The sequence below is a fragment of the Ruegeria sp. CH5 genome, from assembly GCF_056537025.1.
The window spans coordinates 371,005-391,021 of sequence record NZ_JBQFQT010000001.1 but is presented as its reverse complement, the minus strand read 5'-3'; the positions used below and the strand labels follow the sequence as shown (position 1 = coordinate 391,021).

17 protein-coding genes and 3 tRNA genes are annotated in these 20,017 nt (G+C 59.2%); 8 read left to right on the top strand and 12 right to left on the bottom strand.

Annotated elements, in window-relative coordinates:
• Window positions 1-11: 11 nt before the first annotated feature.
• The 4 genes from uvrA to ACR0JC_RS01850 all read right to left on the bottom strand — a co-directional run bounded on the left by uvrA (window position 12) and on the right by ACR0JC_RS01850 (window position 3,840).
• Window positions 12-2,870 (bottom strand): excinuclease ABC subunit UvrA, encoded by a 2,859-nt coding sequence (gene uvrA / locus ACR0JC_RS01865; protein ID WP_170339377.1) that lies wholly within the window; start codon window positions 2,868-2,870, stop codon window positions 12-14.
• A 104-nt stretch (window positions 2,871-2,974) separates the two neighbouring features.
• Window positions 2,975-3,544: a methyltransferase domain-containing protein gene (locus ACR0JC_RS01860; protein WP_170339379.1), complete on the bottom strand. Its 570-nt coding sequence runs from the start codon at window positions 3,542-3,544 to the stop codon at window positions 2,975-2,977.
• Between the two features lie 92 nt (window positions 3,545-3,636).
• Window positions 3,637-3,713, bottom strand: a tRNA-Asp gene (locus ACR0JC_RS01855).
• 50 nt (window positions 3,714-3,763) lie between these two features.
• Window positions 3,764-3,840 (bottom strand) — tRNA-Asp (locus tag ACR0JC_RS01850).
• Between the two features lie 573 nt (window positions 3,841-4,413).
• Between ACR0JC_RS01850 and ACR0JC_RS01845 the strand changes: the two genes are divergently transcribed.
• The 3 genes from ACR0JC_RS01845 (at window position 4,414) to ACR0JC_RS01835 (ending at window position 8,252) form a co-directional block, all read left to right on the top strand.
• A complete protein-coding gene (locus ACR0JC_RS01845) occupies window positions 4,414-6,291 on the top strand; it encodes a M10 family metallopeptidase C-terminal domain-containing protein (protein ID WP_170339381.1) in 1,878 nt (625 codons plus the stop codon).
• Window positions 6,292-6,498: 207 nt separating this feature from the next.
• Window positions 6,499-6,573, top strand: a tRNA-Val gene (locus ACR0JC_RS01840).
• A gap of 95 nt (window positions 6,574-6,668) precedes the next feature.
• Window positions 6,669-8,252 carry an APC family permease gene (locus tag ACR0JC_RS01835; protein ID WP_170339383.1) on the top strand — a complete coding sequence of 528 codons (1,584 nt, stop codon included), beginning with the start codon at window positions 6,669-6,671 and terminating at the stop codon, window positions 8,250-8,252.
• 47 nt (window positions 8,253-8,299) lie between these two features.
• On the opposite strand, the gene lon is transcribed toward ACR0JC_RS01835, so the two are convergent.
• The 3 genes from lon to ACR0JC_RS01820 form a co-directional block, all read right to left on the bottom strand.
• Entirely contained in the window at window positions 8,300-10,708 is a 2,409-nt protein-coding gene (gene lon / locus ACR0JC_RS01830) for an endopeptidase La (RefSeq protein WP_170338810.1), read from the bottom strand.
• 214 nt (window positions 10,709-10,922) lie between these two features.
• Complete coding sequence (gene tgt, locus ACR0JC_RS01825; protein ID WP_170339385.1) at window positions 10,923-12,053, bottom strand: tRNA guanosine(34) transglycosylase Tgt; 1,131 nt, start codon at window positions 12,051-12,053, stop codon at window positions 10,923-10,925.
• A 63-nt stretch (window positions 12,054-12,116) separates the two neighbouring features.
• Window positions 12,117-13,028 (bottom strand): nucleoside hydrolase, encoded by a 912-nt coding sequence (locus tag ACR0JC_RS01820; RefSeq protein ID WP_480763082.1) that lies wholly within the window; start codon window positions 13,026-13,028, stop codon window positions 12,117-12,119.
• Window positions 13,029-13,203: 175 nt separating this feature from the next.
• Between ACR0JC_RS01820 and ACR0JC_RS01815 the strand changes: the two genes are divergently transcribed.
• The 3 genes from ACR0JC_RS01815 (at window position 13,204) to ACR0JC_RS01805 (ending at window position 14,830) form a co-directional block, all read left to right on the top strand.
• Window positions 13,204-14,094, top strand: coding sequence for an SPFH domain-containing protein (locus tag ACR0JC_RS01815; protein ID WP_170338815.1), 891 nt, complete (start codon window positions 13,204-13,206; stop codon window positions 14,092-14,094).
• Window positions 14,094-14,372, top strand: coding sequence for an NfeD family protein (locus tag ACR0JC_RS01810; RefSeq protein WP_093962948.1), 279 nt, complete (start codon window positions 14,094-14,096; stop codon window positions 14,370-14,372). Before ACR0JC_RS01815 ends, ACR0JC_RS01810 begins: the two co-directional genes overlap by 1 nt.
• A gap of 95 nt (window positions 14,373-14,467) precedes the next feature.
• Window positions 14,468-14,830, top strand: coding sequence for an SUF system Fe-S cluster assembly protein (locus ACR0JC_RS01805; protein WP_170339389.1), 363 nt, complete (start codon window positions 14,468-14,470; stop codon window positions 14,828-14,830).
• Between the two features lie 264 nt (window positions 14,831-15,094).
• Here the strand turns inward: ACR0JC_RS01805 and ACR0JC_RS01800 are convergent, their stop codons facing one another.
• Complete coding sequence (locus tag ACR0JC_RS01800; RefSeq protein ID WP_170339391.1) at window positions 15,095-15,427, bottom strand: hypothetical protein; 333 nt, start codon at window positions 15,425-15,427, stop codon at window positions 15,095-15,097.
• Between the two features lie 171 nt (window positions 15,428-15,598).
• Here ACR0JC_RS01800 and ACR0JC_RS01795 point away from each other — a divergent pair, with 171 nt between their 5' ends.
• Both ACR0JC_RS01795 and tpiA read left to right on the top strand, forming a co-directional pair.
• Complete coding sequence (locus ACR0JC_RS01795; protein ID WP_170338817.1) at window positions 15,599-15,964, top strand: HesB/IscA family protein; 366 nt, start codon at window positions 15,599-15,601, stop codon at window positions 15,962-15,964.
• A 180-nt stretch (window positions 15,965-16,144) separates the two neighbouring features.
• Window positions 16,145-16,894 carry a triose-phosphate isomerase gene (gene tpiA / locus ACR0JC_RS01790; RefSeq protein ID WP_170338818.1) on the top strand — a complete coding sequence of 250 codons (750 nt, stop codon included), beginning with the start codon at window positions 16,145-16,147 and terminating at the stop codon, window positions 16,892-16,894.
• Between the two features lie 15 nt (window positions 16,895-16,909).
• On the opposite strand, the gene ACR0JC_RS01785 is transcribed toward tpiA, so the two are convergent.
• From ACR0JC_RS01785 to ACR0JC_RS01770, 4 genes are all read right to left on the bottom strand, one after another.
• Window positions 16,910-17,443, bottom strand: coding sequence for a nucleoside deaminase (locus ACR0JC_RS01785; RefSeq protein ID WP_254430708.1), 534 nt, complete (start codon window positions 17,441-17,443; stop codon window positions 16,910-16,912).
• Window positions 17,436-17,747, bottom strand: coding sequence for a DMT family transporter (locus ACR0JC_RS01780; RefSeq protein WP_170340063.1), 312 nt, complete (start codon window positions 17,745-17,747; stop codon window positions 17,436-17,438). The genes ACR0JC_RS01785 and ACR0JC_RS01780 overlap by 8 nt, the downstream gene beginning before the upstream one ends.
• A gap of 191 nt (window positions 17,748-17,938) precedes the next feature.
• Window positions 17,939-19,315, bottom strand: a complete 1,377-nt coding sequence (locus ACR0JC_RS01775; RefSeq protein WP_170339394.1) for a TRAP transporter large permease — start codon at window positions 19,313-19,315, stop codon at window positions 17,939-17,941.
• Window positions 19,315-19,992 (bottom strand): TRAP transporter small permease, encoded by a 678-nt coding sequence (locus ACR0JC_RS01770; RefSeq protein WP_170338826.1) that lies wholly within the window; start codon window positions 19,990-19,992, stop codon window positions 19,315-19,317. Before ACR0JC_RS01770 ends, ACR0JC_RS01775 begins: the two co-directional genes overlap by 1 nt.
• Window positions 19,993-20,017 lie beyond the last annotated feature (25 nt).

The following is a 20,017-nucleotide window of genomic DNA, read 5'->3' as shown; positions in this document are numbered from 1 at the left end:
GCGCAGGCAGCCTATTCGGCCGCCACGCGTTCGGGGTTCAGCATCGGCTTGAGGTATCGCCCGGTGTGGCTGCGCTCGCATTCGGCGACCTCTTCCGGGGCGCCCACGGCAACGATCTCGCCGCCGCCATCGCCACCCTCAGGGCCGATGTCGATGATCCAGTCGGCGGTTTTCACCACGTCCAGATTGTGTTCGATCACGACGACAGTATTGCCCTGATCGACCAGTTCATGCAGCACTTCCAACAGCTTGCGCACATCTTCGAAATGCAGGCCGGTTGTGGGCTCGTCCAGAATGTACAGGGTCCGGCCCGTCGAACGTTTTGCCAGCTCTTTCGAAAGCTTGACTCGCTGCGCCTCGCCGCCCGACAGGGTCGTGGCCTGCTGGCCGACCTTGATGTAGCCCAGCCCCACGCGTGCCAGCGCATCCATCTTGTCGCGGATCGAGGGTACGGCCTTGAAGAACTCCTGCGCGTCTTCGACCGTCATATCCAGCACGTCGGCGATGGACTTGCCCTTGAACTTGATCTCGAGCGTCTCGCGGTTGTAACGCGCGCCCTTGCAGGTCTCGCAGGTGACATAGACGTCGGGCAGGAAATGCATCTCGATCTTGATGACTCCGTCGCCCTGACAGGCCTCGCAGCGCCCGCCCTTGACGTTGAAACTGAACCGCCCGGGCTTGTAGCCCCGCGCCTTCGCCTCGGGCAGACCGGCGAACCAGTCGCGGATCGGGGTGAAGGCGCCGGTATAGGTGGCCGGGTTCGACCGTGGCGTGCGTCCGATGGGCCGCTGGTCGATGTCGATCACCTTGTCCAGATGTTCCAGCCCCTTGATCGTTTCGCAGGGCGCAGGCGTCTGACGCGCGCCGTTCAGACGCATCGAGGCGGTCTTGAACAGCGTCTCGATCGTCAGGGTTGACTTGCCGCCGCCGGACACCCCAGTCACGCAGACGAACTTGCCCAGCGGAAACTCAGCCGTCACGTCTTTGAGGTTGTTGCCCGAAGCCTTTACAACCGTTACCTTTTTCTTGTTCCCCTTGCGCCGCTCGGCGGGCACCGGAATTTCCCGAACCCCCGACAGATACTGCCCCGTAATCGAGGCCGCATCGGCCGCGATCTGCTCGGGCGTGCCGTGGCTGACCACCTGCCCGCCATGCACGCCGGCACCGGGGCCGATGTCGAACACATAGTCGGCTTCGCGGATGGCTTCCTCGTCATGCTCGACGACGATCACGGTGTTGCCCTGATCGCGCAGGTTCTTCAGCGTGCCCAAAAGGCGGTCATTGTCGCGCTGATGCAACCCGATCGAGGGTTCGTCCAGCACGTAAAGCACGCCGGTCAGGCCCGAGCCGATCTGGCTGGCCAGCCGGATGCGCTGGCTTTCGCCGCCTGACAGGGTACCACTTGAACGAGACAGCGTAAGGTATTCCAAACCAACGTTATTCAGAAACCCCAACCGCTCACGGATCTCTTTCAGAATCGCGCGGGCAATCTCGTTTTTCTGGGCGCTCAGATGGTTCGGCGCGTCCTCGACCCAGGCTAGAGCCTCTTTGATCGACATTTCGACCACCTGACCGACATGCAGCCCTGTAATCTTGACGGCCAACGCCTCGGGGCGCAGGCGGTAGCCCTCGCAAGTGTGGCAGGGACGGTTGTTCTGATACCGTTCGAATTCCTCGCGGATCCACGCGCTGTCGGTTTCGCGATAGCGGCGCTCCATGTTCGGGATAACGCCTTCAAAGCTGCGGGTCACCTGATAGACCCGTCCGCCTTCGTCATAGCGGAACTGGATTTCATCATCGCCCGAGCCATGCAGAAACACCTGCTGCACATGCGCCGGAAGATCTTTCCACGGCGTGTTCTTGTCGAACTCATAGTGGCGCGCGATCGCTTCGATCGTCTGCAGGAAATACGGCGACTTACCCTTGCGCCACGGGGCCAACGCACCGTCATACAGTTTCAAGGTCTGATCGGGCACCACAAGCCGTTCATCGAAAAACAGCTCGACCCCCAGCCCGTCGCAATCCGGGCAAGCCCCAAAGGGCGCGTTGAACGAAAACAGGCGCGGCTCGATCTCGGGGATGGTGAACCCACTGACCGGACAGGCAAAATTCTCGGAGAACGTGATGCGCTCGGGCTCGCCCTCGCGCGGGGCGGTCTCCAGTATCGCGATGCCATCGGCCAGGTCCAGCGCGGTGCGCAGGCTGTCGGCCAGGCGGGTCTCCATCCCCTCGCGCACGACGATCCGGTCAACAACCACGTCGATGTCATGGCGGAACTTCTTGTCCAGCGTCGGCGGCTCGTCCAGTTCGTAGAACTGGCCATCGACCTTGACGCGCTGGAACCCTTGCTTGCGCAGTTCCAGAAACTCTTTCTTGTACTCACCCTTGCGGTCGCGAACGATGGGCGCCAGCAGATAGCCTCGGGTGCCCTCCTCCATCGCCATGATCCGATCGACCATGTCCTGAACCTGCTGGGCTTCGATCGGCAAACCGGTGGCAGGGCTGTAGGGCGTGCCTGCGCGCGCGAACAGCAGGCGCAGATAGTCATAGATCTCGGTCACCGTTCCCACGGTCGAGCGTGGGTTTTTCGACGTGGTCTTCTGCTCGATCGAGATCGCCGGGGACAGGCCGCTAATGTGATCAACATCGGGCTTTTCCATCATGTCCAGAAACTGGCGCGCATAGGCCGAAAGGCTTTCGACATAGCGGCGCTGGCCCTCGGCATAGATCGTATCGAAGGCCAAGGACGACTTTCCTGACCCGGACAGACCCGTGATGACAACCAGCTGATCGCGCGGAATGTCCACGTCAATGTTTTTCAGGTTGTGCTCGCGCGCGCCGCGCACCTCGATATTCTTCAGCTCAGCCATTCAGGCCCCCAACACACAAGTGTCCTAGAGATAGGCGAGCGACGCTGAGTCTCCAACCGAAAAGTTAGAACAAAGTGTGAACGAGCAGATTTTCTCCGCTTGGCTCACCCGTCTTCGCTCTTTTGTGCCATGGCCCAGGCACAGATCGGAAAATCCGGGTCGTTTTCCAGACTGTCGGTTTCAGGGTCGTAGACGGGCGGCCAGACCGGTTCGAGGTTCCGCAAAGCCGCCTGACGGTTGCCCCATTGCGCGGCCTGTATACCTTCCGGATCAAAGCCGCATTCGGTCAGCAAGTTGCGCAATCCCCGCGCCGACCAACGCGAACAGTCGTTCGGAGCCGCATGGAACGGGATGAAGAACGGCACGGCCAACCAGAACCACCCTCCCGGCCGCAGCATTTCGAGCACGTTCAGACTGGCTTCATAGGGCCGGTCCAGATGTTCCCAGACCTGGTTGGCCAGTATCAGATCGAATTGCCGAACCTCCGCGCGCTCATCCATCAGCGGTCCTTTGCAGATATCGTGTTTACGATGCCAGATCTGGGTATGGCTGCGAAATCCGAATTGCGTTCCCCATTTTCCCGAAATTTCGGCGCAGTCCAGCGCCTCGGGCCCCAGACTCCGTATCCATTTCTTGCTTTCCCGAACCATGACGACGCGGTTCAAGCTGACCATCGAAAACCCCGACTGCGTGCTACCTGCCGGGACCGATTGTCCAGAAAAGCAGCCCTGTGTCCACAGGGAACGCAACGACTTTTGAGGAGAAGTGGCGCGGTTGACGGGGCTCGAACCCGCGACCCCCGGCGTGACAGGCCGGTACTCTAACCAACTGAGCTACAACCGCGCATTAGGGTCTATGTCGATCCGTTTGCCCAGATCAAAGGCTGGCAGCGATGGCGCGGTTGACGGGGCTCGAACCCGCGACCCCCGGCGTGACAGGCCGGTACTCTAACCAACTGAGCTACAACCGCCCGCTGCCCGTTCATTGCTGAACGTTGGGGTGTATTATGGCCACGCCCGGGCATCGTCAAGCGGCGTTTTCAAGTTTTTTGCAGGAACTGGAAAATTTGTTCGCGAGCGCGTTTGGCATGCTCCTTTTGAATAGCTCCGGCGCGCACCGTTGCGTGAACCGGCACTCGCCGGACTTTCCACTGGCCAGCGTGCTGGATAGCGGTTGCCAGACTGCGCTCCCGCATAGGCTGTCGAATTCGAAGATTACTTTTCGGTTTGCCCGCAGGAGCCTTGCTCGAACCGAAGGGGAAAGCCCACTCGCTGTGTAGACCCGACTTATTCACTGCCCCGACGTTTACTTGACGACACGGTTTTGCCGAAGTCTTGACCCAATCGAGCCACAACCATCTGGGAACTATTTACTTTCTGGCACATCAACGCGAGAAGAGTCCCTGAAAGAATTCAGAGGCCGGGAATTCCTCCATGGTACTTTCCGATACCCTCCACCATGATCGCGCGCAGCAAACAGGGGGCTGCTAGAGGCCCCAAAAATATTGAAACCTGTTGAACACCAAAGAAGGCGATAATTTTCTATGTCGATTGCCAATACAACCAGTCCGGGCGCCAACCCGACCGGGCTTACCTACGTAGACGGATTGATCTGGGGGACATCCTGGGATCTCAGCACCAATATCGGAGGCCCGGCTGGAACGCTTACCTATTCTTTTGATGACGGCACCCTTGGGGATCAACCGTTTGCAAAGTACATGAAGGCGGCAATTCGGGCAGCATTCGACCTGATCGAAACGATTATCCCCATTGAGTTCACCGAGACAAACTTTCTCGCGCCCAATGGCACCATCAACCAGGTGAACCTGACTTATGGCTTGGTGACCCAAGACACCCTGGGAGGTTCGATCGGGTTTCACCAAGTGCCGGGCGATACGCCTCTGCTGTCCGGCTCACTCGGTTTGGATGCGCTGTTTGGCCTGTTTGCGTACGATACCGTTTTGTGGAGCAAAGCTGCTTTGCGTAAGGGCGGTGAAGGCTTCGCGACTGTACTGCATGAAATTCTACATGGCATGGGGTTAGCTCACCCCCATGATGACGGCGGTTCTTCCTCGGTCTTTCCCGGGGTTACCCAACCCTTTGACGACTTCGGGACGGACGGACAAAATCAGGGCGTCTATACGATCATGTCCTACAATTCGGGTTACCCCGAAATGTTCCCCCTGCATTACTACGATATCGGCGGCACTGCCTCGCCAATGGCGTTGGACATCGCAGCACTGCAGGCGATCTACGGCACCCAGCAGCACAACACCAAAAACGACGTGTACAAGATCAAAGGATCGAACAAGGTCGGAACGGCCTGGACCTCAATTTGGGATGCTGGCGGAATCGACACACTTTCGGCCGCCGGAGTCGGGCGTTCAGTGACGATCAACCTGAACGACGCCGACCTCGAGGGGGACGACGCCGGAGGCGCGATATCATCCGCCGAAGGCGTTCGTGGCGGGTTTACAATCGCCAATTCTGTCGTCATCGAGAACGCGATTGGCGGCAACGGTGGGGACGCCATCCTCGGAAACGAGGTTGGCAACGTCCTGCAGGGTCGCGGTGGTTCCGACACCATCTACGGCGCCGAGGGCGAAGATACACTCAGCGGCGGCGGTGGCCACGATACGTTGTCCGGTGACACCGGTGCCGATACGGTTCTCGGCGGCGGCGGCAAGGACAACATCCTTGCGCAGGACGCGGACGGAAACGATGTTCTGGACGGAGGTGGTGGCAGCGACTGGATTCGCTTCCTCGGCACCGGGGCGGCCACTGTTGATCTGTCGAATATCGAGGCGCAGGACACCGGGTACGGCGTTGACACTTTGCAACGCATCGAAAACGTTTCCGGGACCGCTCAAGCTGACCAGATAACCGGGTCCAAAAAAGCCAACATCTTGCAGGGTAATGATGGAAACGACACACTCAACGGCCTGGAAGGAAGGGACACACTGGAAGGCGGTCAAGGAAATGACGCTCTGACAGGCGGAACAGGATCCGACAAACTGCTGGGCGGCACCGGTCAAGATATCTTGGCCGGAGGAACCGGAAAAGACTTCCTGACCGGTGGCGACGATGCCGATACCTTCGTGTTCAACACGATAAAGGACAGCTCAAAATCCGCAGGCTCGGCGGATGTCATCACCGATTTCGAAGTCGGCGTGGACAAGATTGACCTCAGCGGAATTGACGCCAGCACGGTTTTGGATGGCGATGATGCTTTCACCTTCAACGGAACGACGCCGTTCTCGACTGCGGATGAAGGTGAGATCTACTACAAGCAGATCGATTCTCGCGGAACGGCTTCGGACAGGACCCTGGTCTTCATCGACACCGACGGGGACAAATCGCCCGAGATGGTCATCCGCTTGAATGGCCTCCTTGACCTGACAGCGGACGACTTCATCCTCTAGAAACGGCGCGATTCTCGAATGGACAAGGCCCCGGATTTCCGGGGCCTTTTCGTAGGAACGACTACCTGCAACACGAGCCGGCGCCTCAGAATGACCGTGTCGATTTCACAGCTTGGCGCAGGATATCCTCATGCCTGAAGAGGTTAAGAACTCCAGCCATCTCCCCTCTTGCAGCCGGATAAAAAGCACTGTAAGACGCCGCCCTACGGGTGATTAGCTCAGTGGTAGAGCGCTTCGTTCACATCGAAGATGTCAGGAGTTCAAATCTCTTATCACCCACCATTCTCTCTCTTTTTCAACGCTTGAAACGGATGAGACTCGGCGTCTATCCTTGAGTTCGGGTCGGTGCAGCACCGGCATGGCAATCAGGGACATGCATGGCCGAATTAAAGCGCGACATCGGCCTGGTGGGTCTGACATTCATATCTGTCGGAGGAATCATTGGCTCAGGCTGGCTGTTTGGGCCGCTTCTGGCCGTTCAGCACGCAGGCCCCGCGGCGGTTTTGTCCTGGGCAATCGGGGCCGTCGCGATGTTCATTCTGGCCATCACATTCGCCGAAATCTCTGCCATGTTGCCGATCCCCGGAGGGATCGCTCGGGTCCCGCAGTTTTCACACGGCAATATCGTCGCCATGACGATGGGTTGGACTGCCTGGATCGGGTACAACACGACCGCTCCGATCGAGGTCGAGGCAATGCTGTCCTACCTCGCACCCTATGCACGCTGGCTGCATGCGCCATCTGGTGACCTGACCGCGCCCGGACAGGCTGTGGCCTTGGCATTCATGGTGTTCTTCGTCGTGATTAACATGCTGGGCGTAAAGTTCTTTGCGCGTGTCAACACAATGATAACAAGCGCAAAAGTGGCCATTCCAATCCTGTTGTCCGTGGTGCTGATCGTTTCACGTTTCAATGCCGAGAACTTCACGCAGCCCGAGGGGTTCGCACCGTATGGGCTCAAGGGAATAATGGCCGCCGTTTCGACAGGTGGGGTAATCTTTTCGTTCATCGGGTTCAGGCATGTGGTCGACATGGCAGGCGAGGTGCGAAACCCGAAATTCGACATTCCGGCGGCGCTTGTATTGTCGATCATCATGTGTGCGGCAATCTATCTGGGCCTCCAGATCGCTTTCATCGGCTCGCTCGACCCTCAGATGCTGGTGCAGGGCTGGGCCAAGCTCAGTTTTGCCGGAGAGGGCCCTTTGGACGGGGTCATAATGTCCGTCGGGATATTATGGTTCATCAGCATCCTCAACGTCGGCTCGGTGATCGGGCCGTTCGGAAACGCCCTCGTGGCCACCGGTTCGAACGCTCGTATTGCGATGGCCCTGTCGCAGAACGGGTTTCTGCCTGCGCGCATCCAACACCTGTCGGCATTTGGCGTGCCCATCTGGGCGCTGGTGCTCAACTTCGTGATTGGCACTCTTTTCCTTTTGACCATTCCCTTTGAGACAGTGATCGCCCTGAACGGGGCAGCGATCGTCCTGTCCTTCGCCGTGGGCCCCATCGCCGTTGTATGCCTGCGCAGCCTACTGCCAGACAGGCCCCGCTCGATCCGCGTTCCAGCGGTTGGTTTTGTCGGAATGCTGGCCTTTGCGATTGCAACTCTGATCGTCTACTGGAGCGGCTGGGATACGGTCTGGCGCCTGGGCATCACCCTTCTGATCGGACTGCTCCTGCTTTTGGTGCGGTTTCGGGGGCGCCTGGAACAGATGGATCTCAAACAGGCCTTGTGGCTCGCGCCCTATCTGGCCGGACTTGGGTTGATCTCGTTTCTTGGTCAATTCGGAGACGGCGCGCTGCACCTGATCCCGTTCGGGTGGGACATCTTGTTGTGCACCCTGCTGTCATCGACCATTTTCTGGATCGCAGTCCGGTCCGCCCTGCCCCCTGAGAAATTCCAGCGCTACATAGCCGAGGAAGAAGTTCTGGACCCATCAAAACCTGTAATCGGGCTTTGAATCAGAAAGGGCGGGGATTATTCCCCGCCCTTCTCGTTGTTTTCAGATCAGTGCGCCGTGGCTGAAGGTCCGCTGTTATCCGAAGCCTTGGCCGCTGCGGCTGCGGCTTCTTCGGCGGCCTCATCCCATTCGATCGGCTCAGGTTTGCGCACCAAGGCGCGCTCAAGAACTTCGGACACGTGCTTGACCGGGATGATCTCCAGCCCTTCCTTCACGTTTTCGGGGATGTCGGCCAAATCCTTCTCGTTCTCTTCCGGAATAAGCACCGTCTTGATGCCACCCCGCAGAGCCGCGAGCAGTTTCTCCTTCAACCCGCCGATCGGCATGGCGTTGCCACGCAGCGAAACTTCGCCCGTCATGGCGATGTCCTTGCGGACCGGGATACCGGTCAGAACCGACACGATCGAAGTCACCATCGCCAGGCCGGCGCTGGGTCCATCCTTGGGCGTCGCGCCGTCAGGCACGTGCACGTGGATGTCGATCTTGTCGAACTGCGGCGGTTTGACCCCGATCTGAGGCGAAATCGACCGCACATAAGACGAAGCCGCGTCGATGGATTCCTTCATCACATCGCCCAGCTTGCCTGTGGTCTTCATCCGACCCTTGCCTGGCAGCTTCAACGCCTCGATATGCAGCAGGTCGCCACCGACCGAGGTCCAGGCCAGACCGGTCACAACGCCGACCTGATCATCCTGTTCAGCCAAACCGTAACGGAACTTGGGCACACCCAGGAATTCGTGCAGGTTCTCAGCCGTCACGACAACCCGGTCGGTCTCGTTCTTGATGATCCGGGTCAACGATTTGCGCGCCACCTTGGCAATCTCGCGCTCAAGATTCCGCACACCGGCCTCGCGGGTATAGGTGCGGATGATCGCGGTCAGCGCCTCATCGGTCAGTTCGAACTCTTTGGCTTTCAGCCCGTGGTTCTTCACCTGCTTGGAGATCAGATGCTGCTTTGCGATCTCGCGCTTTTCGTCCTCGGTGTAGCCGGCCAGCGGAATGATCTCCATCCGGTCCAGAAGCGGCCCAGGCATGTTGTAGCTGTTGGACGTGGTCAGGAACATCACGTTGGACAGGTCGTATTCGACCTCAAGATAGTGGTCCATGAACGTGCTGTTCTGTTCCGGGTCCAGCACCTCGAGCATGGCCGAAGCCGGATCACCACGGAAATCCTGCCCCATCTTGTCGATTTCATCGAGCAAGATCAGCGGGTTCGTGGTTTTCGCCTTTTTCAGCGCTTGGATGATCTTGCCGGGCATCGAGCCGATATAGGTCCGGCGGTGGCCGCGGATCTCGGATTCATCGCGCACCCCACCCAACGAGATGCGGATGAACTCGCGCCCCGTGGCCTTGGCGACCGACTTCCCAAGCGAGGTCTTGCCCACGCCCGGAGGGCCGACAAGGCACATGATCGGGCCTTTCAACTTCTTCGAGCGCTGCTGAACCGCCAGATACTCGACGATCCGTTCCTTGACCTTTTCGAGGCCATAGTGATCGGCATCGAGGATCTGCTGCGCCCGGCCAAGGTCTTTCTTGACCCGAGACTTGGTGCCCCAAGGCAGCGACAGGATCCAATCCAGATAGTTGCGCACCACTGTCGCTTCGGCCGACATCGGCGACATGTTCTTGAGCTTTTTCAGCTCGCCTTCCGCCTTTTCGCGGGCTTCTTTCGAAAGCTTGGTCTCGGCGATCTTGGCTTCCAGCTCGGCGATCTCGTTCGCGCCGTCCTCACCATCGCCCAGCTCCTTCTGAATGGCCTTCATCTGCTCATTCAGATAGTATTCGCGCTGGGTCTTCTCCATCTGCGACTTGACGCGGGTCTTGATCTTCTTCTCGACCTGAAGAACCGACATCTCGCCCTGCATCAGGCCATAGACCTTTTCCAGACGCTCGCTGATGCTGAGCGTTTCCAGCAGGTCCTGCTTCTGTTCGACCTCGATGCCAAGGTGACCCGAAACCAAATCGGCCAGTTTCGCCGGATCGGTTGTCTCGCTGACTGCAGTCAGGGCTTCTTCCGGGATGTTCTTGCGAACCTTGGCGTACCGCTCGAACTCATCGGCGACAGTGCGCAAAAGCGCCTGCGTCGTCGTAACGTCGCCGGGGATCTCGGTCAGGTATTCGGCGCGGGCCTCAAAGAACTCTTCATTCTCAATGAACTCCGAAATCTTGACGCGTGCCTGCCCTTCGACCAGCACTTTGACCGTGCCATCGGGCAGCTTGAGCAGCTGCAGGACATTTGCCAGAACGCCGCTGCGGTAGATACCGTCCTGGGTCGGGTCGTCGACGGAAGGGTCAACTTGACTGGACAGCAGAATTTGCTTGTCATCCTGCATCACCTCTTCCAGCGCGCGCACCGACTTTTCACGCCCCACGAACAGCGGGACGATCATGTGCGGAAACACGACAATGTCGCGCAGCGGCAGAACGGGGTATGAGGAATTAAGAGGCTCTTGCATGCTCTATCCTTATCATTGGCAAGATGGCACTGACCCCTGTTTCAGGCAGCCGTCGGCCATCTCCTTTCTCGGACGATAAAGGTGGGGCGCGGACCGCCCCATTTCAACCTCGTCGCCTTACCTGTACAAATCAGAATGGCCCGAGGTTTCCCCGACTGCAAGGCATCGCGGCAACATATCCACTGATTTTGACTTGGGTCGCCCAACACGCCCGTTAGAGCGGCTCGATATCACCCAGCGCCCGCTGCGCATGGAACTCGGCCTGCCAGACCTCGAATGCACCGGCGGCGATGGCGTCCCGCATGCACTGCATGATCTCTTGGAAATAATGCAGATTGTGCCAGGTCAGCAGCATGCCCGAAATCATTTCGTTGGCCCGGAATACATGGTGCAGGTAGGCGCGCGAGTAATTCGAGCAGGCTGGGCACGTGCACTGTTCGTCCAGCGGACGCGGATCGTCGGCGTGGCGGGCGTTCTTGATGTTCACGACCCCGCGGCGGGTGAACACCTGCCCCGTCCGTCCCGAGCGCGACGGCAGCACGCAATCCATCATGTCGATCCCGCGCGCCACCGCGCCCACGATGTCGTCGGGCTTGCCCACGCCCATCAGATAGCGCGGCTTGTCGGTTGGCAGGAAATCGGGCGCATAATCCAGACAGTCGAACATGGCCTCCTGCCCCTCGCCCACCGCGAGTCCACCAACGGAATATCCCTCGAACCCGATGGCCTTCAGCGCCTCGGCGCTTTCCTCGCGCAGGTCGCGCTCCAACCCGCCCTGCATGATCCCGAACAGCGCATGGCCGGGCCGATCGCCAAAGGCCTCGCGGGACCGTTCGGCCCACCGCATCGACAGGCGCATCGACTCGGCGATCCGATCGCGGTCGGCAGGCAAGGCAGGACATTCGTCGAAACACATCACGATGTCCGATCCCAGCAAACGCTGGATCTCCATCGACCGCTCGGGTGTCAGCTCGTGTTTGGACCCGTCGATATGCGATTTGAAGGTCACGCCCTTTTCGGTCAGCTTGCGCAGACCCGCCAGGGACATCACCTGAAACCCGCCCGAGTCGGTCAGGATCGGGCGCTCCCAGTTCATGAATTTGTGCAGCCCGCCCAGACGGTCGATCCGTTCGGCCGTGGGCCGCAGCATCAGGTGATAGGTGTTGCCCAACAGGATGTCCGCCCCGGTCGCACGCACGCTTTCGGGCATCATCGCCTTGACCGTCGCGGCGGTGCCCACGGGCATGAAGGCAGGCGTGCGCACCTCGCCCCGCGGCGTGTGGATAACGCCGGTGCGAGCCTTGCCGTCGGTGGCCTTCAATTCGAATGAGAAACGCTGGGTCATGTCATCGCCTCGGGTCGCTGAACCGGGCAGGATTTGCCCGATCTGCCCGGCCATTGCAACCCGTCAGGGCAAGCTGGCAACCCTTTGCGTGAACAGGTCCACCACCTGCTGACCAACGACGTCACAACACACCTGCAATGGTGGGCGAGACGGGTCCGGCCGGGTTGCCCCAACCTCGGGCCCTTCGGTTACCACTTTCAAACCTGTTTCTTGAATTTCGAACATCGCACGGTGCGAACAGGCGATGACTGCGGTCGAGTCATGCAGACCGCAGCCATCCAACCCGGCGACATCGCGGTAGAAATTCAGATAGAACTGAGAGATATCGTTCAGAAATCCACCGATTTCAGGCGCGCGTCGCGCCAGTTCCCCGAAATCAGCCGCGCGATAGAGCGTTCTCAGGGTCACATCCAGACCCACCAGAACCGTCGGAGCGGGCTGGGCAAACACCTCGTCTGCAGCTTTGACATCGTGATAGATATTCGCCTCGGCGTGTTCGGTGATGTTGCCAGGACAGAAGACTGCTCCGCCCATGATGACCAATTGGCCGATGTTCTCAGCGAAATCCGGATCCAGACGCATCGCATTGGCAATGTTGGTCAGCGGCCCAACCGCGCACACCGTTAGGTCCTTCTTGTAGCGCCGGGCCATCTCGACCAGAAACTCGGCTGCGCTCAGGTCGTGGTTCGCGCCGATCTCGGGCACGTCGATTACATCGCCAAAACCCTCATCCCCATGCACGTGCCGAGAGGGCGTGTGCGCATCAGCTTCCCATGGAAACGCTGCGCCCTGCGCTACAGGTATGTCCAGCCCAAGCTTGTGAGCCAGAAACCGCGCGTTCCGGCTGGACTGCTGGACATGCGTATTGCCGAAAACCGTAGTCAGGCCGATCAGGTCAATTTCCGGAGCGGCGGCGGCGTAGGCGATCGCCATGGCATCGTCGATGCCGGGGTCTGTGTCTATAATCAGTTTCATTTCGCCCCGATAGCGCAATCAACGGCGGATGCAAAGCAGCCACAACCCGAAATCTCCGTGCTTTGTCCCAATTACCTTGCATGGATATCCTGTTCGGTTCATTTCATAGCTGAGTTGAAATTCAGCCCTTCAATCCCCAAGTGTATACCATTGTACACAAAAAATGAGGACAGAAATGACCGAAGACCAGATCATCGGACTGCTATCATCGAACATCATCTACCTGCTTGGGGCGGCTTTGGTCGTCGTCATCATTCTCAAGGGTATCAAGATCGTTCCACAATCCGAGAAATATGTGGTCGAACGGTTTGGACGCCTCCACTCTGTGCTGGGGCCCGGGATCAACTTTATCGTTCCTTTTCTTGACGTTGCGCGCCACAAGATATCCATCTTGGAACGTCAGCTGCCCAATGCGACGCAGGACGCGATCACCAAAGACAATGTGTTGGTGCAGATCGATACATCGGTCTTCTACCGTATCCTCGAGCCGGAAAAGACCGTCTACCGCATTCGCGACGTCGACGGCGCCATCGCAACGACCGTTGCTGGTATCGTGCGGGCCGAAATCGGCAAAATGGACCTGGACGAGGTTCAGTCAAATCGCGCGCAACTGATTGAACGGATTCAAGAAAGCGTCGAAACCGCGGTTGACGACTGGGGGATCGAGGTAACCCGCGCCGAAATTCTGGACGTGAACCTGGATCAGGCGACCCGCGACGCCATGCTTCAGCAGTTGAATGCCGAACGCGCACGTCGCGCTCAGGTAACCGAAGCCGAGGGCCAGAAACGCGCGGTCGAACTCCAGGCCGACGCCGAGCTGTACGCGGCGGAACAGGCCGCCAAGGCGCGTCGCGTTCAGGCGGATGCTGAAGCATATGCAACTGGCGTCGTCGCAAAAGCCATCCAAGACAACGGGATCGAAGCCGCCCAGTATCAAGTTGCGCTGAAACAAGTTGAGGCATTGAATGCGATGGGCAAAAGCGGAGGCAGCCAGACGATCGTCGTGCCCGCAAATGCGCTTGAAGCGTTTGGCGATGCCTTCAAAATGCTCAAGGGAGGCAAATGATGGCAGATCCGTTCTGGCTGACATGGTGGGTATGGCTGGCAGCCGCACTGGCGCTGGGCATTCTGGAAGTGGCCTTGCCGGGTTTCATCTTCCTTGGCTTCGCTATCGGCGCGGCTATCACCGGCATCCTTCTGGTCATCCCCGGCTTGGCGCCGAACCTGCCCGTCCTGCTTTTGATCTTCGCCACCTTGTCGTTGATCGCATGGCTCGTTCTGCGGCGCATGTTCGCGCTGCCACATGGGCAAGTCAGGACGTTTGACCATGACATCAACGACTGAGCGGTGCGGCGCCCTGTAGCGGGGCGCCCTACCCCCTCTGGACGCTGCCTTCAGCTTTCCCTATATAATTGCTCAGGTAACAACCCGAGGCATTCATGACCCACCCCAGCGAACAGCTTGAAGGCACGCCCCTGATTGCGCCTTCGACCGTTGAGCACCCTCTGTACGAATCCGTGGTCGAGGCCTGCAGGACTGTCTATGATCCTGAAATTCCGGTCAATATCTATGACCTTGGACTGATCTACACGATCGACATCAGCAGCGACAACGCAGTCAAAGTCATCATGACCCTGACCGCTCCGGGCTGCCCGGTGGCCGGTGATATGCCAGGCTGGATCGTCGAGGCCATCGAGCCTGTTGCCGGAGTTAAGGAGGTGGATGTCGAACTGACCTGGGAACCACCCTGGGGCATGGAGATGATGTCCGACGAAGCCCGGCTGGAACTTGGCTTCATGTAAGGGCCTGCCGCACTGAACGCACGGGAATTGTCACAAACCTGAAACCCAGCTGTCACGGATCGGTCGTCGAACCGTTACGTTGCTGCGTAACAAGTACAACGCGGGCTTCGCAGTCGGACCCGTCAGAGGAACTCGGCAACTCAAATATCGCCCCAGCAGTCAATGGCGACCACGTTGGAGCGTCTACCGCCCCCCCTGCCGAGGCTCCGCAATACTGGGCCGCTCTTGCCCGAGAGCGGCCCTATTTTACTCGCTGAGGTGCACTCACTTCACGTTGCACTGCGCTTTGATCTCGGCGGCGCGGTCGTCCAGCTTCTTGACATAGTCACCCGACAGCATCTGCAACCGCTTCTGTTCTGTTCCAGAGATCAATCCAAGCAGCGCCCCGGCCGGCGTGATCGCGACCACACTTTCCGCCTGCTGATCCTCGGCGTGTTTCTTTTCCGCCGCAATTGCACGCAGGTCGCCTTCGGCGGTCGAGCAATTCACCGGGTGCCGCTTGTGATCGCCCGCTGCATGAACGGCACTGCCGGCCACCAGAAGAGCCAGAAACGCAACCTGCCGGCACAAGCCAATCTTATTTGAAATCCGCAACATCATCGAAACCCACCTTGTTCTGCTGTCAATTCGATCTCATCGGCAAACCCTGCCCTCTGCCCGTACGGTACGGTCAAAACCGGCGATGAGCAAACTTGTGGCTCTGCGCTCTCTTGAGCCCGGGCCCTCGGGGCCTTAGATTAGGTATAACGCGCGAAAATGGAGACGACGATGTTCGGCATTCCCGGCAAACAGGCCGTGACGATGACGCCCAAAGCTGCAGAGCAGATCCTCCGCCTGATGACGTCGGGCGGCCATGCCGGTCTGCGGATTGGCGTCAAGAAAGGTGGCTGCGCCGGTATGGAATATACCATGGAGTATGTCGATCAGCCGGATCCGCATGACGAAGTGGTCGAACAGGATGGGGCGCGGGTCATGATCGCTCCGATGGCTCAGATGTTTCTGTTCGGAACCGAGATCGACTACGAGGTCTCGCTGCTGGAATCCGGGTTCAAGTTCAAGAATCCCAATGTCGTCGATGCCTGTGGCTGCGGCGAGTCGATCAAGTTCGACGAAAACCTGGCCGAACAGCGCTGAGTCACCTAAAGCCTGCAACGTTTGTGGGCAGGTGAATTGCCGCCTGCACCGTCCGTTTGAGTCCACCCAGATCGATCCGTCGCGCGACTCGCTCGCGCGCAGCCACCCAAGCGCAATTGTCAGACCTTGATCCGGGTGCTAACTGGATAGAAACGCACGAAAGATCACGGAGACCCCGCTATGCGACGCAGACTGGCAGCCGGAAACTGGAAAATGAACGGAACCGGGGCTGCTCTTTCCGAGTTGGACACGCTGACTGCGACGCACCCTTCTCCGACGGTCGATATTCTGATCTGCCCTCCGGCAACTCTGATCCACCGGGCCGCACAAGCCGTGCAAGGCTCGGGCGTCGCCATCGGCGGACAGGATTGCCACGCCGAAGTTTCGGGCGCCCATACGGGTGATCTGAGCGCCGAGATGCTGAAAGACGCCGGCGCGACCAGCGTAATCGTCGGGCATTCGGAACGGCGAGAAGACCACGGCGAGAAAGACGACGATATCCGCGCCAAGGCCCGGGCAGCCATGAACGCGGGCCTGACCGCAATCATCTGCGTCGGCGAAAGCCTTGAACAGCGCGAAGCGGCCAATACGCTCGATATCATTGGCGGACAGTTGTCCGGATCGATCCCGGATCTTGCTACCGGAGAGAACCTCGTCGTGGCTTATGAACCGATCTGGGCCATCGGCACCGGCAAGGTTCCCACCTTGGAAGAAATCGGAGAAGTCCACGATTTCATTCGCGCCAGACTTGAACGGCGATTTGGCGAAGGTGTCGGCCGGTCGGTTCGTTTGCTCTATGGCGGTTCGGTCAAGCCGGACAACGCGGCGGAGATTTTCGGAGTGTCAAACGTGGACGGCGCGCTGGTCGGCGGTGCAAGCCTGAAGGCACGCGATTTCTCGGGCATCATTTCAGCGCTGGAACAGGCCTGACCGGTCCACGCACACTCAGTCCGCGATGTCCTCGGCCCAAAGCTCAGGCTGTTCGGTCACGAACCTGCACATCAGGGCAATGCAGTCCGGGTCTTCGGCCAAAACAACCTCGAGCCCATGATCGCGCAGGAAGTCTTCGTTGCCGCCGAAGTTTTCCGTGTCACCGATGACCACGCGTGGGATGCCGAACTGAACGATCGTTCCGGCGCACATCATGCACGGAGACAGGGTGGTATACAGAACGGTATCTCGGTACGTCTTCTGCCGGCCTGCCTTGCGCAGTGCATCCATCTCGCCATGGGCGATCGGATCCCCCTGCTGAACCCTTTGGTTTCGGCCCCGCGAGATGATCGTGCCGTTCCGAGCCAATACAGATCCGATCGGGCAACCGCCCTCATTGAAACCGGCTTTGGCTTCTTGGTAGGCAACGCGCATCAGGCGCTTGTCGTCATCGGTCAGCATGTTGCGGCACTCGTTGGTTGCGGTGGTCAGGATGGTTCCAGCCTGCCCACCGCGGGTGCCTGCGTCAACAACGGGCCGGTCACGCAAGTTTCATTGCGACCATGCCGGACACGATCAGCGTCGCTGCGATGACACGCAGCGGGGTCAGTGCCTCGCCCAGAAACATCACACCAACCAAGAACGCACCGACCGCGCCAATACCCGTCCACAGCACGTAGGCGGTTCCCAGTGGCAAGGAACGCATGGCCAGGGCCAGCAAACCGAACGAACCGGCCATCGCGCCCCCCATGACAACGGTCGGCCAGAGCCGCGTGAACCCAGCAGACTGCTTCATGGCAACTGCCCAGACGATTTCCAGCAAACCGGCAAAAAGAAGAAAGATCCAGGACATCGGGACACCTCTATCAGCTTCGGGTCGTCCCGAATGATCACCCATGGTGGGGAGGTCGTCCTCGGTCAGTATGTGGGAAGAACCGGTGGTGAGTTCAAGCCCGGCCATTCAGCGTAGCGGCCCGTCAGATGCCAGCCGGCCGCGCAAAAGTGATCCGAACCGGTAGCCCGGTTCGGATCGAACGCAATGGTCTAGTTCGTAATGATCTCGGGGCCCATGAAGGTATTCGGCAACACCGTCGACAGCCACGGGATATACGTGATCATGATCAAGAAGACGAACAGAACGGCCAGGAACGGCAGTGCCGCGCGCACGACGGCCATCATCGGCATTCCCGCGACGCCCGACGTAACGAACAGGTTCAGACCGACCGGAGGCGTGATCATCCCGATTTCCATGTTCACCACCATGATGATGCCCAGATGGATCGGGTCGATGCCCAGTTCGATGGCAATCGGAAACACCAGCGGCGCCACGATAACCAGCAGGCCCGAGGGCTCCATGAACTGACCGCCGATCAGAAGGATCACGTTGACCACGATCAGAAAAGTGATCGGCCCCAAACCCGCCGACAGCATCGCGCCGGCAATATGTTGCGGCACCTGCTCATCGGTCAGAACATGCTTGAGGATCAGCGCGTTGGCGATGACGAAAAGCAGGGTGACCGTCAGCTTGCCAGCCTCAAACAGCGTATGTTTGGTGTCGGGGTGGAAAAAGGCCGTGATCAGCGCCAGCGGCTTTTTCGCAAGCGAGAGGTTTTGCTCACCATCCTGGGTGCTGAGTGGCCCCATGTCCTTGTAGACGAAGCTGGCAATGAAGAAGGCGTATACAGCCGCGACCGCCGCTGCTTCGGTCGGCGTGAAGATACCGCCGTAGATGCCGCCCAGGATGATGACGATCAGGAACAGACCCCAACCGGCCTCGCGTGCCGACGCAAATATCTCGCCCCAGCCTTTCCAATCACCTTTCGGCAGGTTCTTGACCTTGGCCATCACATAGATTGTGACCATCAGCATGAACCCGGCCATGAGCCCCGGAATGACACCGGCCAGGAACATCCTGCCGACCGAGACTTCGACCGCGGCCGCGTAGACAACCATAACGATCGACGGCGGGATCAGGATACCCAGCGTACCGGCGTTACAGATCACGCCAGCTGCGAATTCCTTGGAATAGCCGACCTGCCGCATACCGGCGATCACGATCGAACCGATCGCAACAACGGTGGCCGGGGACGATCCTGACAGCGCGGCGAACAGCATACATGCGAACACGCCCGCGATTGCCAGACCGCCAGGCAGGTGACCAACGCAGGCGATCGAGAACCGAATGATCCGCCGTGCCACCCCTCCGGTCGTCATGAAGGACGATGCAAGGATGAAGAACGGGATGGCCAGCAGGGTAAAGTGGCCCTCGAACGCCTCGAACAGGGTCCCGGCAACCGAAGCCAGCGAGCTGTCCGAGTAGATCAGAAGAAACAGGGTCGAGCTCAGCCCTAGGGCGACCGCGATCGGAACGCCGATCAGCAGCAGGCCCACGACCATGGCAAAAAGTAGTACTACATCCATCAGTCGTGTTCTCCCTGAAGGGCCCGGACTTCTTCGATCTCGTCCTCAACCTCGTGGCTTGCGACAATACGGTCGGCCTCACCGCGCAGGATCTGCAGCCCTGCCTGGGCAAAGCGGATCACCAGCAGCAGCATCGACAGCGGCAGAACGAAATACGGCACGACCTTGGGCAGCTTCTCGTAGTACTCGCCATAGTTGATGAGGTCTTCGAGGAACCGAAGCGGCGCGACCATGGGGATGTCGTCCACCTCGTAGAAGCTCTGACTACGAGCGTCAAAATCAAAGCCCGTGGGGAACCAGCGTCCAGAGGTCGGAGGCAGGTCGGCAAAGACCGCCCAGTAATCGTAGGACCCTTTCAGCAGCAGCAGCGAGAATACGAGGCAGCACCCCACCGCGATCAGTGCCAGTACCCTGCGCGGTGCTGGTGGCAGCATGTTCAGGATGGCATCCACCCCCAAATGCGCGTGCTTCTTGACGGCGTAGGACGCCCCCAGCAATACCAGCCATCCGAAGGTGAATACGGTCAGCTCTAGCGCCCAAAGGATGTTGGAGTTGAAGACGAAACGCGCAATCACGTTGGCAAAGGTCACGGCCGTCATCAGGCCAAGAAGCAACGCGATCAGGGTTTCTTCGATTCGGTCGACCAGCCCACCGGGGCCGGTTTTCGCACCAGACATCTTTCTGTCCCCATTTTTGTTGATT

Excerpts from the sequence above, each read along its gene's own strand:
- ACR0JC_RS01835 (WP_170339383.1), top strand. The coding sequence starts at position 6,669 with ATGGCCGAATTAAAGCGCGACATCGGCCTGGTGGGTCTGACATTCATA.
- ACR0JC_RS01820 (WP_480763082.1), bottom strand. The coding sequence starts at position 13,028 with ATGAAACTGATTATAGACACAGACCCCGGCATCGACGATGCCATGGCG.
- ACR0JC_RS01800 (WP_170339391.1), bottom strand. The coding sequence starts at position 15,427 with ATGTTGCGGATTTCAAATAAGATTGGCTTGTGCCGGCAGGTTGCGTTT.
- ACR0JC_RS01815 (WP_170338815.1), top strand. The coding sequence starts at position 13,204 with ATGACCGAAGACCAGATCATCGGACTGCTATCATCGAACATCATCTAC.
- lon (WP_170338810.1), bottom strand. The coding sequence starts at position 10,708 with ATGCAAGAGCCTCTTAATTCCTCATACCCCGTTCTGCCGCTGCGCGAC.
- ACR0JC_RS01795 (WP_170338817.1), top strand. The coding sequence starts at position 15,599 with ATGTTCGGCATTCCCGGCAAACAGGCCGTGACGATGACGCCCAAAGCT.
- uvrA (WP_170339377.1), bottom strand. The coding sequence starts at position 2,870 with ATGGCTGAGCTGAAGAATATCGAGGTGCGCGGCGCGCGCGAGCACAAC.
- ACR0JC_RS01770 (WP_170338826.1), bottom strand. The coding sequence starts at position 19,992 with ATGTCTGGTGCGAAAACCGGCCCCGGTGGGCTGGTCGACCGAATCGAA.
- ACR0JC_RS01805 (WP_170339389.1), top strand. The coding sequence starts at position 14,468 with ATGACCCACCCCAGCGAACAGCTTGAAGGCACGCCCCTGATTGCGCCT.
- ACR0JC_RS01845 (WP_170339381.1), top strand. The coding sequence starts at position 4,414 with ATGTCGATTGCCAATACAACCAGTCCGGGCGCCAACCCGACCGGGCTT.
- tgt (WP_170339385.1), bottom strand. The coding sequence starts at position 12,053 with ATGACCCAGCGTTTCTCATTCGAATTGAAGGCCACCGACGGCAAGGCT.
- ACR0JC_RS01810 (WP_093962948.1), top strand. The coding sequence starts at position 14,094 with ATGGCAGATCCGTTCTGGCTGACATGGTGGGTATGGCTGGCAGCCGCA.
- ACR0JC_RS01780 (WP_170340063.1), bottom strand. The coding sequence starts at position 17,747 with ATGTCCTGGATCTTTCTTCTTTTTGCCGGTTTGCTGGAAATCGTCTGG.
- ACR0JC_RS01860 (WP_170339379.1), bottom strand. The coding sequence starts at position 3,544 with ATGGTCAGCTTGAACCGCGTCGTCATGGTTCGGGAAAGCAAGAAATGG.
- tpiA (WP_170338818.1), top strand. The coding sequence starts at position 16,145 with ATGCGACGCAGACTGGCAGCCGGAAACTGGAAAATGAACGGAACCGGG.
- ACR0JC_RS01775 (WP_170339394.1), bottom strand. The coding sequence starts at position 19,315 with ATGGATGTAGTACTACTTTTTGCCATGGTCGTGGGCCTGCTGCTGATC.